This window comes from Pontibaca methylaminivorans, assembly GCF_900156525.1.
GTDB lineage: Bacteria > Pseudomonadota > Alphaproteobacteria > Rhodobacterales > Rhodobacteraceae > Pontibaca > Pontibaca methylaminivorans.
The window spans coordinates 1-14,279 of sequence record NZ_FTPS01000002.1 but is presented as its reverse complement, the minus strand read 5'-3'; the positions used below and the strand labels follow the sequence as shown (position 1 = coordinate 14,279).

Genomic DNA, 14,279 nt, shown 5'->3' with positions numbered 1-14,279 from the left:
TCCGGGAATGTTCCTGGGGGGCTTTTCTTTTTGTGGTCCTGCGGTCGTGCCTCCTCTTGTTTCCTCGTCAGTCGTCTTCCGCGCGCTCGTCCTGCCAGCGGGCGTGAAGGTCGTTGATGATCGTCTCGGCCTGGTCGTGCAGCCAGCGGTCGAAACCCCCGGACTCGCGGGCCGGAACCCGCAGCGTCACGCCGCCCGTATTCGCGCGGATCTCGGCCAGCACCTTGCCGTCGGGGGCGCGCAGCGGCTGCGCCCTTGCCGGGGCCTTGCGTGCGGGGGCGGGTTCGGGCTTGCGGCTTGCGCGTTCGAACACGGCCTCGAATCTTGCATCGGAATCGAGCCCGCAGAACTCCGGCCGGCGGGTGAAGATGCCCGCGCGCGACTTCGCCGCCTGATCCTCGAACAATTTCGCAAGCGCCAGCCAGCGGTCGCGCCCGATGCCGGGGGCCGAGCCGATCTTGCGCAGGAAGGCAAGGTCGAAGGCCGCGCCGACCCGCAGCATCCGGCTGAGCATCGGCTGATCGGTCGAAAGCGCCGCGGCGATTGTCGCCCGGTCATAGCCGGCATCCTGCAACTGCGCCGCAAAGCTTGCCTTTTCGATGAAGGACAGATCCTGGCGCGAGGTGTTTTCCTGCCCCTGTGCCATCACCAGCGCATGGTCGTCAAGCTGGCGCACCATGGCCTTGACCGGCATGCGAAGCTCGCGCAGGGCCTTGAGGCGGCGGCGCCCGTAGACGATTTCATAGCGACCCTGCCGCGTGGCATGGGGGCGCAGCAGCACCGGCACCTGCTGGCCATAGGTCGACAGGCTTTCCTTGAGCTGGGCAAAGGCGGCGCTGTCCTGGCCGAGCCGGTCCTCGAACCCCGCATCCTCGATCAATCCGGGGTCGATCTCCTGCACCGCGTTTTCCTGAAGCCGCGTGAGCGAGGATTGCAGCGCCCCCACGGCCCCGCGCCGTGCCGGGACGCGCTCCGGTGCCGGATCCGGCGGTGTTTCCTTGTCTGTTTTCTTCCCGGTGCCGTCGTTGCCAGCCGTCAGAATGCCCTTGCGTGCCATCATCGCCCCCATGCGTCTTGCAGCAGAGACTCGATCTCGTCGTTGACAAGATCGAGTGAATGCACCGCACGGTCGTAGGTGTTGCGGTGGAACTGCGTGCGGTCGATTTCATAGATCGTCTGGTGGGTCAGCCCGGCGTCGGAAATCGCGGTGGACTTGAGCATCGGCGCCACCATCACCTCGTCGGCGAACAACTGGCGCAGAAAGGCGACCACCTGCTGCTGCGGCCCGTCGTTCGGCTCGTATCGGTTGATCAGGAAGCGCAGGAAGTCGAACTCCATGCTGGCGCCGGCATCGGAAACCACGTCGAGCAGGTCCGAGCTCATCTGCAGGAACTGCGACATCGAGGCGATGTCGAGCATGTTCGGAATCACCGTGATCAGCACCCCGGTCGAGGCGCAGAGCGCGGCCATGGTCAGATAGCCAAGCTGCGGCGGACAGTCGAAGATGATCACGTCGTAATCCGCCTCGACCTCCTGCAGGGCGGCGGCCATGCGGGCAAAGAACGGCGGCTGGATATTGGCGATCAGCGCGCGGGGGGTTTCGTGTTCGAATTCCTGCAGCAGCAGCCCGCCGGGCGCGAGGTCGATATTGGTGAAATAGGTCTTCTGCACGATCTCGGAAAAGGGCAGGGGGTCTTCGTAGCGGATCGCGTCGTAGATCGTGCCGGAATGAAGGAAATCATACTCGGGCCGGTAGCCGAACAGTGTGGTGAGCGAAGCCTGCGGATCCACATCGACGCAGAGCACGCGATAGCTTTTCAGCGCGAGGCGCTGCGCGGTGTGGATCGCGCTCGTGGTCTTGCCGCTGCCGCCCTTGAAGTTCAGGAACGACAGCACCTGCACCTTGTCACCCGGCCGCCGTCCGCGCAGATAGGTGCCGGGCGTCTTGGCCGAGGCCTCGAGCACGCGGCGGATCTCCATCAGGTCGGTGGCGGAATAGTGGCGCCGCCCGCCCGGTGTGGTATGAACATCGGGAATCCGGTTGTCGAAATGCAGCTTGCGCAGGAAGCCCGGGGAAATGCCGAGCAGCGAGGCCGCCTCGCCGGCGCCGAACAGGCGCAGCTCCTTGCGGGCATCGGGCGCGAAGACCTTGAGCATGTGGCCCTGGAGGGCAGCACTCAGGTTTTCGGCGTTCTCCCGGACGCGCCGATTGATGTGAATCGCGTCTGCCACGATCTGTCCTCATATGGTAACGCCGTTTTCCGTCGGCGCTGTTATTACCGTTTCTTAAAGCAAGAAGGCAGGGCTTTGGCAACCGTCTTGAATGCGGACCGGGTTCGCGGGGGATTCCACATCTTGTGGTTGGAACGGAAAGACACCACAGCGGAGAAGTCAACCTGTTGTTCAGGCGGGATAATCCGCGGGCTGAAGCCGGGGCGCGGCTGTGTGGCGCCGCGCCGGCGGGGCAGGGGGCGGCACAGGGCGCAGCCGCCCTTTCTCCAGGCCGGGGCGGGAATCGCGGCGGGGGCAGGGATGGATTCGCGCCGGCGCAGAAGAAACTTTCCGCCTCCGGCGGGGATATTTCTGCCAGAAGAAGACATGGGGCTGCCTCGGCGCTTGTGACCGGGGGCGGCGGCGTTATATGATAAAGTCATACTTTGGGCCGAAGGGGATCGCCATGACTGTCAGGACCACGCTCAGTTTTACCGAGCGGCATCACAGGTTTCTTACGCGGAAGGTGGGGCAGGGGGTGTTTGCCTCGCAGAGCGCGGCGGTGGCGGCGGCGCTCGAGCAGATGATCCGCGACGAGGAGGAGCGCGAGCACGCTCTCGATGCGCTGGCGGAGGAGGTCCGCGCCCGGTTGGAGACGCCGCGCGGTGATTACCTTGACATGGACGAGGTCTTTGCGGCCGCCCGCGCGCGGCTGGCCGACCGTTGCGCCGCGCCGGAGGGATGAATTATCGCATCCGCCTGCATCCGGCGGTGGCGCGCGACCTTGATGCCATCGCGCGCTGGATCGGCGACTATGCCGGCCCGCAGCAGGCGCGCACCCGGCTGGACGAGATCGAGCGCGTGATCGCCGGGCTTGGCGAGTTGCCGCACCGGGGCAGCCTGCGCGACGAGATCGCGCCGGGGCTGCGCGCCATTCCGGCCGGGCGGCGGACGGTCGTGGCCTTCAGTGTCGATGATGCGGCGCGCGAGGTCTTCGTGCACGCGATCAGCCATGCCGGCCGCGACTGGATCGCCAGTAGCCGGGCCCGGCGGCGGTGACTGCCTGCGGCGGGTGATCGCGTCCGGGGGAGGGCGTTTCAGAGCAGGCCCAGCCGTTCCGCCCGCTCCAGCAGCATTTTCACGCTCGAGATCTGCCAGCGCTGGCCGCCGCGCGGGGTGCGTTCGCGCATGGATTCGAGCCGCGCGCAGATGCCGCGCAGGGTGATCTGCGGATCGGCGCCCCGGATCGCGGCGATGATCGCCACCAGCCGGTCGTCGCCGCTGCGCGCCGGGGCGCGTTCCAGCACGACCGTATCGAGCAGCCCCTCGCGGACATAGGCTCGCGCGGCCCGGACCAGGCGCGGCGTGGTCCAGCGCGGCTTTCCGGGGTCGAGCCGGGCGTTCACATGGGCCGTCACGTCCTCCCATCGCATCGCCGGGCGCAGGCGGCGCACCTCGGGCAGCCAGTCGGCGGCGGTTTCCTCGAGCGCGGCAAAGCGGGCTTCGGCGCGTCCGCGCGCGAGCTTGCGCAGCGCCGCCGGATCGCCCGCGCGCAGCCCCGGATTGCCGCCGATGCGTCCCTTTGCGCGGGCACTCGCCAGCCCGGCGATGGTGCGTTCGCGGATCAGCGCGCGTTCGAATTCGGCCGCCGCGCCGAGCACCTGCAGGGTGAATTTCCCTTGCGGGCTCGCGGTGTCGATCGGATCGCGCAGCGAGCGGAAGAACGCGCCCCGCGCCTCCAGTGTCTCGATCACCTCGAGCAGATGCGACAGCGACCGCGCGAGCCGGTCGATGCGCACCACGACCAGCGTGTCGCCGGGGCCGAGCCGTTGCAGCAGGCGGTTCAGCACCGGGCGCGCGCGGCTCGCGCCGGAGCCGTGTTCCTCGAGAACGCTGGTGCAGCCGGCGGCGCGCAGTTCGGCCACCTGTGCTGCGGTGCTCTGGTCCTCGGTCGAGACCCGGGCATAGCCGGTCGCCCGCCCGCCCGCCGCGGTCTGCTGTGGCATGATGCGCGCTTCCTTTTGTTTTGGCCGCGAATACGCCCAGATTAGCGGCCCTGGCGTGATGTTCAATTGCGGATGTTACTTCCAAACGACCGTTTGCATATGGGGTCACATGCGCTGTGCCCCGGAAAATACCGCGTCTATGCGGGGCTTTCAGGTGCGGAAGCGGGGCAGGGCAGGGCCGGTGGCGGCGGAATCGGCGGGTTTGCGTGGTGCCTGAAATCTGCTTGCGAAAGATCTGTCAGTGCTGGTTATAATCGTTGGATAATGACCATAATGCGCCTTATAAGGCGGATAAAAATGCGATGTTTTCAAAAGGCCGAACAGATGGACCAAAGCCATCGGATCCCCGCATCCGCGCCCCCGGAGGGCCGGGCGGATTTGCCGGTTGCCGACTGGGCCCGGGCCGAGGCGGGGCAGGCGGCACGGCTGGCGCGGGTGGCCGGACAGCTTGGCGCGCTTGACGAGCGTCTGCATCGCGGCCCCCGGGGCTGGCGGCAGCGGCTGGCGCTGACCGAGGCCGCCGGGCTCGGCTGGCTTTGCGGGGAGCGGGTCACGCCCGACCGGCTGGCGCTCTGGGCGGCGCTGCGGATCGCCACCGCGCGCGACGCCGATGACGACGGGCGGGCGCTGGCGCGGGTGGGCTGGGCCATGCGCCGGCTGGGCGCGGGTCCGGGGCCGGAGGCGGGCCTGGTTGCCTTTCTTGGCCGGCACGAGCCGGAAACCGGCCCTGACACGGGGGAAACGGCCGGTTTTCCGCAGCCCGACGCGGAGGGCCCGATTGCGGAGCGCGCCGCGCAATGGGAGCGCACGATGGCGCAGGGGTGCGAGCTGCACCCGATCACCCGCGCCTGCATGGGGTTCCGGCTGTGGTTCCTCGCGGGGCTCGGTGTGCGGGGCGAGCGGATCGAGGCGGCGGTGGCGGCGGCGCGGATCTGCGCGGGCGAAAGCCGGGCGGCGGTGTTTGCGCCGCTCGCCACCGGCGGGGGGCAGGCGCTGCGCGGCAGCGGGGATGCGGACGCGCGGCTGGCCTGCTGGCTCGAGGGGCTGGCCGCCGGCCTGCGGACGATGATGCGCGCCCTTGACGAAATCGAAGCCTGGGAGGACCGCGCCCGGGTGCGGATGGCGGGGCTTTCGGGGCGCACGCCCGCGCGGCTTTGTACGGTGTTCAGTGAATGGCCACTTGTTTCCGCCCCCATGGCCGAGGCGCTGGCATCGGCAAGCCGCGCCACCGTGCAGCGCAATCTTGGCCGGATGGAGGCGCTTGGCCTCGTGCAGGAAATCACCGGCCAGAGCCGCTTTCGCATGTGGCGCGCGGCACTGTAACGGCGGGGGTGAAAGATCCGGGCGGTCAGACTTTGCTTTGCCGGGCGCGCTTTCGTTCAAGAGCCAGAGTAAGCACCTAACCGGGCCCGATGATGAGACCGCCCTTCCGACGGCATCTGTGTGCCAGGGTGAGTCCGCAATGATCCAATGGTTTCAGCAAGACACCCTGTCAGCTGGAGCTCAAAAGCCAACCAGAGCCATGTCCAGTGCCGCCATGATTTCGCTGTCCTGTTCGGCCAGACTGGAAACGGGGCGGCGCAGCAGGGCGCGCGGAACCGCCGCCATGAACTGTGTGACCATCACATGCTGCTCGGACCCGACCTCGAACACGGGGTTAAGCCGTTTTGCGGGCGCCGGGGCGTCGGATAGGGGAAGAAGCGGTACAACAATGCGCGTGTTCAGCCCGCTCAGAATATCGGCCTGGACATCCAGCACATAGCCCGTGCCGCCAGGGCGGGTGTAAACATCGAAGCGGGCCATCAGAATTGGCGATACTGATCAAGAGGCAGGCCGTGCGCGTCGATCCAGGCGTTCGAACTGGCAAGGGCAGCGGCATTTTCGCGCTGCCATGCTTGCGCCTTGGCTTCGGCCACAGCGCGGCGCAACCCTGCCTCGGCGGCTTGGGACAGGTTCACACCGAAGGATCGCGCTTCGATGAGAAGCGACGGATCCAGCGTCAGATTCGTGGGTTTTCGGGGAGCTGACCGGGCCTGCATGATTCCACCTTGTTTCATGAGCATGATATATGCGCATCCCAACGACAGGCAAGTGGCTCAACGTGTTCGGCCGGATCCTTGACGACGGCAGGGGCTGCCTGTCGAACAACGCCGCAGAGCGGGCGCGGCGGTGACTGCGCCGCGTTCATGTATTTCTTGGCGAAGATGAATGACATTGATCCGCGGGCCGGGTTTCCGATGTTCTCGCCCGGCTGCCCGGCATAACAGCCTCCCGGGTAACAGATCTCCTGCCCTGGAATTGGTCCCCGACACGACAAATAATAGCCGCATGACCCTGATCGCCCGCCCCCGGATCATCTTGAGCGATGTCGACCCCATGCCGATGCGCCATATCGAGGTGCCGCTGAAGATCAGACTCGACCGGCTGCATGAGGTCATCCAGGCGGCCATGGGCTGGACCGATACCCATCTCTACGAGTTCCGGGTGGGGGATGGCAGTTGGGGTATGCCCGACCCGGACGGGTTCTACGACGGCCCGATGGACGCGATGAAGATGACCCTGGAAAAGTTGATCGACCAAACCGGCACGAGAGCAATCCAGTATATCTACGACTTCGGTAATGACTGGGACCACAACATCCGTATCGAGCGAGGGGGTGAGGCCATCTCCGGTGCGTCCTATCCACGCCTGCTCAAGGCCTGTCCATCAGAGGACGTCGGCGGGCCTGGGGCTACGAGGAGTTCCTCGAAGTGCTCACCGATCCCGATCATGAGCAATACGAGGACTTGGTTCATTGGTCGGGTGGCGACTTCGACGCCGAAGATCCCGCGATCGACAGCATCATCCAGCGCTTCGAGCGGCTTGCGAAGAAATGGGCCCCGCGGCCGCGCAAACCCAAGGCTACGATCTGAGAGACACCAGCAACCGCGGCTTAGGCCGGCTTGCAGTTACCCATAAGTGGCCGGCGGCGACGTTGCGATGCGGGCCCCCTTCATGAGGTCGGCGAGTCGGAAGAAACCTCGCCATAACGGTTGTCCCCGGCGGCGCGTCTGAAGCTCGGTCGAGATAGCCTCCGGGCCGCGCGACCGCCTTTACATAGAAGGCAAGATCGCGCGGCGTCTGGCGTTTTCTTTCTGGCGTTGCCTGTTCGAGCAGGTGACGTTCTACGTCGGTGAAGGCCGCAGCGGGTTCGGCGCGACACCATTGCGGCAGGCAACCACCGAGATACTGGCGGTCTCGTCCAGCGTCTCCTCTATGATGCGCAGCTTCTCCGACGCCGACCAGCGACGCCGACGGCCGCCATCGGTGATAATTGCATAGTCAGACATAAGCACGCGCTTAGGGATAGACCTAAGCCTCCATGGTTATGCCCGGGTGTCCGCTCGAAAGGGGGGCCAGTTCAAGACGCTGCGACTGCTCTTCGCTGATCTGCCCATCATCGACTTCGACCGCGAGGATGCGCGAGTCGCCGGTGAGATCAGGGCCGATCTGGCGCGACAGGATACGCCGATCGGCCGCTATGATGTCCTGATCGCCGGGCAGGCGAAAGCGCGCGGGCTGATCCTGGTAACCAACAATACCGGGGAATTTGAGCGGGTGGACGGGCTGAAGGTCGAGGACTGGACTGTAGCGTGATGTGTCGGGTGGCAGACGGTCTCCCGCCACAGGCGTGTTCTCTCCAGTCGCGCCAAATAGCGAATCATTTCAGCTTGAGGGAAAGCAGATTGAAGGTAGTGCGTACCGACCGCGCGTTTTATCAGCCATGTAAACGGCCCAGATGCAGATCCAGCGCCTCTGCGGCGGCGGGGTGCATCAGCGAGCCATGGTTCTCAGTCGGATGGGGGCGGTGGATCAGGTCAAGCCCGGGCAAATCCGCCAGCACGTCGAGGATCTCCGGGTGGCGGTCACCCGAATTCGAGACGAGCAGTGGCCGTTCCGGCGCAAGCCGGCCGCCAGCAGCAAGCACACCGCCGCGAAAGGCAGCCGCCTCGCGCAGGGCTTCGCCGGCATTCCACCAGGTCGATGGATCAGCTGCGGCATAGCGGCTGAAAAGCTGCGGTTGGGTAAACAGCACATTCAGAACAAAAAGCCCACCCAGCGAGTGACCGAAGAGTGTCAGCGCCGAAGGTTCCAGCGGAAGCTCGCGTGTCAAGCGTGGCAACAGTTCATCGGCGATCATCGCCAGAAACGTATTCTGGCCGCCGGTGGGGCGATCACCAGGACCGCGCAATCCCTCTTTTGGCGGTACCGGCTGCTTGCCGGGCGATGTCAGGTCAAACCACCGGCGGGTGGTATCGTTGCGAACCTCGATCGGATAGCCGACCCCGATCAGCGCCACCGGCGCGTGCGGCGCGGTTTCCTCGCGCAGATGCCAAAGCGTGGGAAAGCTTGCATTGCCATCCAACGCGATTATCGCCGAATAACCAGCCGCAGGGGGCGGTGAGACGGGCAGACCCACGAAGATCCGCCAGGGCTTGTCGGCGGGGCCGATTTCGAATTGCGTCACGCGGGGATCGACGATGCGCTCGGCCGGCTGTGCACCACGCGGGCGACGATCCTGGGCGCGGGCAGTCGCGGCAACCATACCGACAGCAGCTGCGCCAAGAATCAGGCGGCGGCGAGGCATATGGTTCGTCTGGTTGTTCATGAGACTTCCTGTCATTCCATCCCGAACTGGCGGAATATGGCTGGCCTCTATGGCGATCCGTTAGCGGAAATAGACCGCAGGAGCAACCAGAAGGAGGACTAACAGGCCGCCGAAATAGTCGCTCCTCGACGCAGTTCGCCGCTAAGCGCGGTCTTGATCAGCAGGTAGTCCCGGTTGCCCGTCGCCCGCCCGATAACACGCAGGAGCTGATAGGACATGAAGCGGAAGAAGCGCGACGTGGTGAAACTGTGGTTCTCGGCCGCGACGATCTGCGAAGCGGCCCATTGATCTTGCCCTGAAAAAGTGGACGGTTCAGGCCGCTGTTTTTTCCTTGTCGGCCGGTGATCGGCAGCCTATCGCGGAATGCATGCGGCGTGAATTGTAGAATCCCTCGCTGTATGCAAACAGGTCGCGGCGCGCCTCGGCTCTGGTGGCGTAGGTGCGGTGATGAACGCGTTCGACCTTGAGGGTGTGAAGAGAAACGCTCGAAGGTTCGTGATGCCCTGAGGGGCGGCATATTATGGCGGCGTTCACCACGGTGCGCCAGGCGATGATTTCGCGGTCATGAGCATCGATGAGGAAGGCGCCGCGAACAATGTCGCCGTTCCAACAAGTGAACTCGAACCCATCCGAGCACCAGCGCAGGTTCGAGCGCATGACGATCACCTTGTCATCGTGAATATGCTCCGAGCGCTCCGTGTATTTCCGCGCCAAGAGCAGGTTGTGGGCCTGCATGATCCGATAACCGGCTTGTGATTCACCGGGGCCAGGCCATCCGACCGAAGCTGGCGGTTCAGGATCGCCGTGATCCGCCGGTAGCCGTAGGTCGGTCGCGCGGTCACCAGCACGGTGATCAATGGCACCACCGCCGCGTCTTGCGCTTTATGATAGCGCCGACGCGGCTTCGTTCTCCCGTTCAGACGATCGGTCAGGTTCGAGACGGCCACGCCCAGGGTTTCCGCCACCGCCTTCACTGGAAATCGCCCTCCAGCAGCGACCGCGCGAGCAAGGTCTGTTTTTTTGAGCTTGACTTGTCCAGAGCTTCACGCAGGTTCTCGGCCTCCAGTATCTTGCGCCCGAGCTGACATTCGAGCGTCCTCCGTCTGGCGGACAACCTTGTTGCTGGTGACGTCATCGTCCTCGGGCACGGTGACACTTCCTCCTTCGAGCATGAGCCGCCGCCAACGATACAGCAGATTGGGCGCGACGCCATTGCGACGGGCGACCACCGAAATGCTGGCACGGTCATCCAGCGTCTCTTCAACGATCCGCAGCTTCTCAGCTGCGCTCCAGCGACGCCGACGGCCGCCATCGGGGATGATCTCTATCTCTGACATAAGCATGTGCTCAGGCATATGCCTAAGCCTCCATGGTTATGCCCAACTGTCCGGTCGAAAAGGGGCCAGTTCATCATTATCGGCTACGGCTGCCTCTAGTACAGCGATGTGGATCTTGTGCATTGTCATCATTGCGTTACTCGGTCACTTTTCGCGGCCTCCGCTGTATTCCGAATGCTGCGCAGAAAGGTATCCTTGCTGACCGGTAATAGAAGCCGTGTGGCAAGCGCTTGTGCTGGGCGCCCGCCGAGTGCCAGACCAAGGTGCTGGATCAATCCTTGCAGACGGGAGGTGCGGCGCGCATGCGGCCGGGTCACATTCGGTGGAAAACCGCTCCGCGAATATCTTGGCTGGACAATACAAAGCACGACAACGAAACTGGCGGGCCCGCAAAATCAGCTCCACCTTCCGGCCATGTGCAGGAAGATCAGCCGGGCGGCGCTGACACCTGCTGTGGATGTGGCGCGAAACCGTGCCACAGCGAAGACACGCAGCTGCGGTTTTAGCGGATCGGGAATGGATCCGGGTAATGTTCGCCAGACCCCAATGTTGACCCCCTCTGGTGCTGAGCTGGCCCGCCGTTGCGTAGCCCTCATGTAACGCAGCGGCGGCGGGCCAGTGTGACTGCTTCCTGGCGTTACGCCCGGTTCTTGAAGCGCCAGCTTTCGTTGCCGGTTTCGACGATCTCGCAATGATGCGTGAGCCGGTCGAGCAGCGCGGTGGTCATCTTGGCATCGCCGATCACGCTCGGCTATTCGCCGAAGGCGAGATTGGTTGTGTCGATGATCGAGGTTCGTTCGTAAAGCGTATCCGTCCGTTGTGACTGCTCTCACGATGGGGTCTGTGGTCGATAATGTACATGATCGATAATGGACATCGTGAGGCACTCGATGGCGGGGAAGAAGGGGTAGAGGAAGCGGTTCTGGTCTGATGAGGAGAAGCGCTCGATCTGCCGGCAGACACGAGCGCCTGGTGTGTCCTTGGCGCAGGTTGCGGGCCGGTAGGCGATGAACTCGAACCTGATCTTTACGTGGCTGCATGATCCGCGTTTCACCCCAGCCGAAGTTGATGCGCCCGACGATTCTGGAGATAGCACATTCTTTCTGCCGGTTGAGATCGTCGGCTCGGCCGCCGAACCAGACCCACATCGCTGATCACAACATCAACCGCATCGACGAACTCGCTCCCTGGAACTGGCAGCCAAGTTGAACTTCAACCGCGGTCACGCCGGACGGATACCGTAAAGCTTGCTGATAAGATGGAACAGAAGCTGGCCGCCGGTCTGTCCAAAGGGCAAATATCTCAACTCGTCCAGGATCAGGAAGTCGAGACGGGAGATCAGTTCATACCTTATTCTATCTTCGGTGGAAGCAGTGCGAAACACCTGTGAAATGCGACTGACACTGCTACGGCAGCGCATTCGAATCGAAATCATAATTTTAAAGGACTGGTGCAGTATCGCAACCCAAGAAGACAACTTTCCAAAATTTAAAGATCTTGCTGTTAATATACCCTTCCTGCTTTATAAAGGCAGACACAGTTTCATAGTTATGAGGAAAGCTTTATGGACAGACTTGGCGAAATGTCGCGAGAAGAGCTGTTGCAGTTACAATCAAAAGTGAAGAGGGCTTTGAAGGAGGCTGACAAACGAGATCGACAGGAGGCTAAGATCGCAGCCCAACAAGCTGTTGCGAAGTATGGATATCAATTGGAGGATCTGGTTAATTTTTCTGGGAAAGGTGGTGCGTCTCCAAAATATCGCAATCCGGAAAATCCCACCCAGACTTGGAGTGGTCGGGGCCGCAGGCCGAGATGGGTGCATGACGCCATAGCAAACGGCAGAGACATATCTGAGCTTGAACTCTGACTGAGTTATCTCAGGCCTGACCTGCGAGCATAGATCTTTTCAAAGAAATAAAACCAAAGGGCGCGACGGGGCGCGAGGTGAAGTGTATGGCAGCACACGACTGAAACTCTATTGCGATGTGGTATTCAGAACGGATCCTTGTCAGCCCAATATCGACCTCACTTGGCAGTAAGCAAACTCGGTGCTAAGCATGAAGGCACTTGAACTTCTGGCCAACGACTGGCTCATACACAAATACGTTACTGCGATCGGCCGATCGGTACAACACAGTATCTCCATTCCGAATTAAGTTCCATCTAAGATAGCGTGTCACTTGCTGGGTTCTTGGGCAGTAGCTTAAGGCGCGCTACCGGATATGTGCCGGAAACGCCGTGACAAGCGCCACGCATTTCCTCATGATCGGCTTGGCTAAAACATTCCTGGTGCCGGAGAGGTACCAGCGTGACATGCCACAGGAGCAGCCATGAGCCCGAGATTCACACCACTGATCACCGCTTCCGCGACTGTGCTCGCTTTCAGCATCGCGCCCCTTCCGAGCGCCGCGCAGGAGGATAACAGCCCGACCGGGCCAGAGGACATGCCGCAGGAAGTCGACCTGAATGACTGGTCCGTGGGCGACATTGACGCCCTGCCCGATGACGAATACGGGCGCGCTGTGCGCTATGGCCATGCCCTTACGGTCGAGACCCATGCTCATATCGGCCCCGAGGTCGAAGACGAATCCATGCGCTATTCGGGCAATAATCTGGATTGCGCCAGCTGCCATCAGGACGCCGCGACCAAGCCCTTTGCCATGCCCTGGACCGGGGTTGCCGCCACCTTCCCGCAGTACCGGGGCCGCGAAAACACCCTGCAGACCGTCGAGGACCGCGTGAACGGGTGCATGGAACGGTCGATGAACGGACGGGCGCTGCCGCTCGACAGTGCCGAGATGCGGGCCTTTTCGGCCTATATCCATTTCCTGTCCGCAGGCATCCCGGTCGGCGCAAAGGTGACCGGCGCCGGCACCATCCCCGATCCGGCGCCGGACCGTGCCGCCGATCCGGTCGCCGGAGAGCAGGTCTATGCCGAACAGTGCAGCGTCTGCCACGGCGATGACGGCCACGGCATGCGCAACGGTGAACCCGGAGACGGCGAGGGATATCTTTATCCGCCGGTGTTCGGCGATGACAGCTACAACGACGGTGCCGGCATGTATCGGATGCTGATGGCCTATCGTTTCATCCTCGCGAACATGCCGCAGGGTGTCGATCACGAGGATCGCATCCTGACACCGGACGAGGCCTATGACGTGGCGGCCTATATCAATTCGCAGCCACGCGGCCACAAGGAAGGAATGGAAAGCGACTTTCCCGACCGTCTGCGCAAGCCTGCCGACATGCCCTTCGAGCCCTGGGCCGGGGATTTCCTGCCTGAACAGCACAAATACGGCCCGTTCAAACCCATCGCCGATTGGCTCGTGGCCGAGCGTGCCGCCCGCGATGCCGCAGAGGAAGAGGGTCCGCAGGCGGATGAATGAGCGGTACACGACCGGCGCACATGCCGGGTTTGCGGCACTGCACGCGCGGCAGCCGTCATCCGGGCTGTCGCGGAACTGGGTGCGAGTTATGCTGTTGACAGCCTCTTCGAGGTGGCTCTTTAACCGGGGAGGCGGGATCGCGTCGATCCTGAAGGACAGACTGCGTGACGGCGGGCCAGGCCTGCCGACCAGAGGGGAAATTGCTCGAAGCCGTCGCAAATGGAGACCAGACCGGCACAGGCACCTTGCCGCGCTCCTTCGGCCATGCGCGGATTTCATTCACGCAGGGAGACGACGGAAGAACCCGGGCAGGAACCCTGTTCCAGGAAGGTTGTCTCAAGCTGCGCCTGCCGCGTGTCGAGCCGGATGATACGGAACTCGTGATCATGAATACCGCCGGCGGAATGACCGGCGGCGACGTGACCACGACCGAAGTGACGGTCGAGGAAGGCGCGCGGGTGACCGTTACCGCGCCCGGATCGGAACGCATCTATCGCGCGCTTTCCGGCAATGCGGTGATGAATCAGCGCCTGCGGGTGGATCGTGGCGGGCGGCTTGACTGGCTGCCGCAGGAGACCATCCTGTACGATCGCGGCCGCCTTGCCAGGCGGACCGAAGTGGACCTGCAGGAGGGGGCCGTGGCGACGATCGTCGAATCGATCCTGCTGGGGCGCGCGGCGATGGGTGAAAC

The 14,279-nt window shown here is 63.4% G+C and carries 15 protein-coding genes and 5 pseudogenes; 9 read left to right on the top strand and 11 right to left on the bottom strand.

Annotated features, from left to right (window positions below):
- Nucleotides 1–67: 67 nt before the first annotated feature.
- Nucleotides 68–1,057: a plasmid partitioning protein RepB gene (gene repB, locus B0B01_RS11480; protein WP_076650318.1), complete on the bottom strand. Its 990-nt coding sequence runs from the start codon at nucleotides 1,055–1,057 to the stop codon at nucleotides 68–70.
- Nucleotides 1,057–2,232: a plasmid partitioning protein RepA gene (gene repA, locus B0B01_RS11475; RefSeq protein WP_076650209.1), complete on the bottom strand. Its 1,176-nt coding sequence runs from the start codon at nucleotides 2,230–2,232 to the stop codon at nucleotides 1,057–1,059. The genes repB and repA overlap by 1 nt, the downstream gene beginning before the upstream one ends.
- A gap of 445 nt (nucleotides 2,233–2,677) precedes the next feature.
- Here repA and B0B01_RS11470 point away from each other — a divergent pair, with 445 nt between their 5' ends.
- Together B0B01_RS11470 and B0B01_RS11465 are read left to right on the top strand one after the other, a co-directional pair.
- Nucleotides 2,678–2,956: a hypothetical protein gene (locus B0B01_RS11470; RefSeq protein ID WP_076650208.1), complete on the top strand. Its 279-nt coding sequence runs from the start codon at nucleotides 2,678–2,680 to the stop codon at nucleotides 2,954–2,956.
- Entirely contained in the window at nucleotides 2,953–3,270 is a 318-nt protein-coding gene (locus B0B01_RS11465; RefSeq protein ID WP_076650207.1) for a type II toxin-antitoxin system RelE/ParE family toxin, read from the top strand. Before B0B01_RS11470 ends, B0B01_RS11465 begins: the two co-directional genes overlap by 4 nt.
- Nucleotides 3,271–3,308: 38 nt before the next feature.
- Here the strand turns inward: B0B01_RS11465 and B0B01_RS11460 are convergent, their stop codons facing one another.
- Complete coding sequence (locus B0B01_RS11460) at nucleotides 3,309–4,217, bottom strand: recombinase family protein (RefSeq protein WP_076650206.1); 909 nt, start codon at nucleotides 4,215–4,217, stop codon at nucleotides 3,309–3,311.
- Nucleotides 4,218–4,514: 297 nt separating this feature from the next.
- On the opposite strand from B0B01_RS11460, the gene B0B01_RS11455 reads away from it, so the two are divergent.
- On the top strand, nucleotides 4,515–5,540 hold the full coding sequence (locus tag B0B01_RS11455) for a hypothetical protein (protein ID WP_076650205.1): 1,026 nt from the start codon (nucleotides 4,515–4,517) through the stop codon (nucleotides 5,538–5,540).
- 180 nt (nucleotides 5,541–5,720) lie between these two features.
- Here the strand turns inward: B0B01_RS11455 and B0B01_RS11450 are convergent, their stop codons facing one another.
- Complete coding sequence (locus B0B01_RS11450) at nucleotides 5,721–6,020, bottom strand: CcdB family protein (RefSeq protein ID WP_076650204.1); 300 nt, start codon at nucleotides 6,018–6,020, stop codon at nucleotides 5,721–5,723.
- The gene (locus tag B0B01_RS11445; protein WP_234967791.1) at nucleotides 6,020–6,280 is read right to left on the bottom strand and encodes a type II toxin-antitoxin system CcdA family antitoxin; all 261 of its coding nucleotides are present in this window, start codon (nucleotides 6,278–6,280) and stop codon (nucleotides 6,020–6,022) included. The genes B0B01_RS11450 and B0B01_RS11445 overlap by 1 nt, the downstream gene beginning before the upstream one ends.
- 23 nt (nucleotides 6,281–6,303) lie before the next feature.
- Here B0B01_RS11445 and B0B01_RS12925 point away from each other — a divergent pair.
- Together B0B01_RS12925 and B0B01_RS13585 are read left to right on the top strand one after the other, a co-directional pair.
- Nucleotides 6,304–6,549, top strand: a pseudogene (locus B0B01_RS12925) (transposase domain-containing protein); the annotation flags it as partial.
- Nucleotides 6,546–7,175, top strand: a complete 630-nt coding sequence (locus B0B01_RS13585) for a plasmid pRiA4b ORF-3 family protein (protein ID WP_456107096.1) — start codon at nucleotides 6,546–6,548, stop codon at nucleotides 7,173–7,175. The pseudogene B0B01_RS12925 and the gene B0B01_RS13585, both read left to right, overlap by 4 nt.
- 224 nt (nucleotides 7,176–7,399) lie before the next feature.
- On the opposite strand, the pseudogene B0B01_RS11430 reads toward B0B01_RS13585, so the two are convergent.
- Nucleotides 7,400–7,564: pseudogene (locus B0B01_RS11430) on the bottom strand (transposase); the annotation flags it as partial.
- Nucleotides 7,565–7,592: 28 nt separating this feature from the next.
- Here B0B01_RS11430 and B0B01_RS11425 point away from each other — a divergent pair.
- Nucleotides 7,593–7,853, top strand: a complete 261-nt coding sequence (locus B0B01_RS11425) for a PIN domain-containing protein (protein WP_234967790.1) — start codon at nucleotides 7,593–7,595, stop codon at nucleotides 7,851–7,853.
- 121 nt (nucleotides 7,854–7,974) lie between these two features.
- On the opposite strand, the gene B0B01_RS11420 is transcribed toward B0B01_RS11425, so the two are convergent.
- The 5 genes and pseudogenes from B0B01_RS11420 to B0B01_RS13520 form a co-directional block, all read right to left on the bottom strand.
- Entirely contained in the window at nucleotides 7,975–8,865 is an 891-nt protein-coding gene (locus tag B0B01_RS11420) for an alpha/beta hydrolase (RefSeq protein ID WP_234967789.1), read from the bottom strand.
- A gap of 312 nt (nucleotides 8,866–9,177) precedes the next feature.
- A pseudogene (locus B0B01_RS12920) lies at nucleotides 9,178–10,220 on the bottom strand (IS3 family transposase).
- A 149-nt stretch (nucleotides 10,221–10,369) separates the two neighbouring features.
- A pseudogene (locus B0B01_RS11400) lies at nucleotides 10,370–10,736 on the bottom strand (transposase family protein); the annotation flags it as partial.
- Nucleotides 10,737–10,839: 103 nt separating this feature from the next.
- Nucleotides 10,840–11,007 (bottom strand): annotated as a pseudogene (locus B0B01_RS11395) (ATP-binding protein); the annotation flags it as partial.
- A 417-nt stretch (nucleotides 11,008–11,424) separates the two neighbouring features.
- Complete coding sequence (locus B0B01_RS13520) at nucleotides 11,425–11,622, bottom strand: ATP-binding protein (protein ID WP_407675282.1); 198 nt, start codon at nucleotides 11,620–11,622, stop codon at nucleotides 11,425–11,427.
- Between the two features lie 144 nt (nucleotides 11,623–11,766).
- Between B0B01_RS13520 and B0B01_RS11380 the strand changes: the two genes are divergently transcribed.
- From B0B01_RS11380 to B0B01_RS13055, 3 genes are all read left to right on the top strand, one after another.
- The gene (locus B0B01_RS11380; protein WP_076650201.1) at nucleotides 11,767–12,069 is read left to right on the top strand and encodes an H-NS histone family protein; all 303 of its coding nucleotides are present in this window, start codon (nucleotides 11,767–11,769) and stop codon (nucleotides 12,067–12,069) included.
- Nucleotides 12,070–12,532: 463 nt separating this feature from the next.
- The gene (locus B0B01_RS11375) at nucleotides 12,533–13,588 is read left to right on the top strand and encodes a c-type cytochrome (protein WP_076650200.1); all 1,056 of its coding nucleotides are present in this window, start codon (nucleotides 12,533–12,535) and stop codon (nucleotides 13,586–13,588) included.
- Between the two features lie 200 nt (nucleotides 13,589–13,788).
- On the top strand, nucleotides 13,789–14,279 hold a 491-nt coding region (locus tag B0B01_RS13055), incomplete at its 3' end, for an urease accessory protein UreD (RefSeq protein WP_234967788.1).

Bases quoted from the DNA above. Each gene is read 5' to 3' on its own strand.
- B0B01_RS11375 (WP_076650200.1), top strand. From the start codon at position 12,533: ATGAGCCCGAGATTCACACCACTGATCACCGCTTCCGCGACTGTGCTC.
- repB (WP_076650318.1), bottom strand. From the start codon at position 1,057: ATGGCACGCAAGGGCATTCTGACGGCTGGCAACGACGGCACCGGGAAG.
- B0B01_RS13520 (WP_407675282.1), bottom strand. From the start codon at position 11,622: ATGCGCTGCCGTAGCAGTGTCAGTCGCATTTCACAGGTGTTTCGCACT.
- B0B01_RS13585 (WP_456107096.1), top strand. From the start codon at position 6,546: ATGACCCTGATCGCCCGCCCCCGGATCATCTTGAGCGATGTCGACCCC.
- B0B01_RS11420 (WP_234967789.1), bottom strand. From the start codon at position 8,865: ATGAACAACCAGACGAACCATATGCCTCGCCGCCGCCTGATTCTTGGC.
- B0B01_RS11450 (WP_076650204.1), bottom strand. From the start codon at position 6,020: ATGGCCCGCTTCGATGTTTACACCCGCCCTGGCGGCACGGGCTATGTG.
- B0B01_RS11460 (WP_076650206.1), bottom strand. From the start codon at position 4,217: ATGCCACAGCAGACCGCGGCGGGCGGGCGGGCGACCGGCTATGCCCGG.
- B0B01_RS11380 (WP_076650201.1), top strand. From the start codon at position 11,767: ATGGACAGACTTGGCGAAATGTCGCGAGAAGAGCTGTTGCAGTTACAA.
- B0B01_RS11445 (WP_234967791.1), bottom strand. From the start codon at position 6,280: ATGCTCATGAAACAAGGTGGAATCATGCAGGCCCGGTCAGCTCCCCGA.
- B0B01_RS11465 (WP_076650207.1), top strand. From the start codon at position 2,953: ATGAATTATCGCATCCGCCTGCATCCGGCGGTGGCGCGCGACCTTGAT.
- B0B01_RS11455 (WP_076650205.1), top strand. From the start codon at position 4,515: ATGCGATGTTTTCAAAAGGCCGAACAGATGGACCAAAGCCATCGGATC.
- B0B01_RS11470 (WP_076650208.1), top strand. From the start codon at position 2,678: ATGACTGTCAGGACCACGCTCAGTTTTACCGAGCGGCATCACAGGTTT.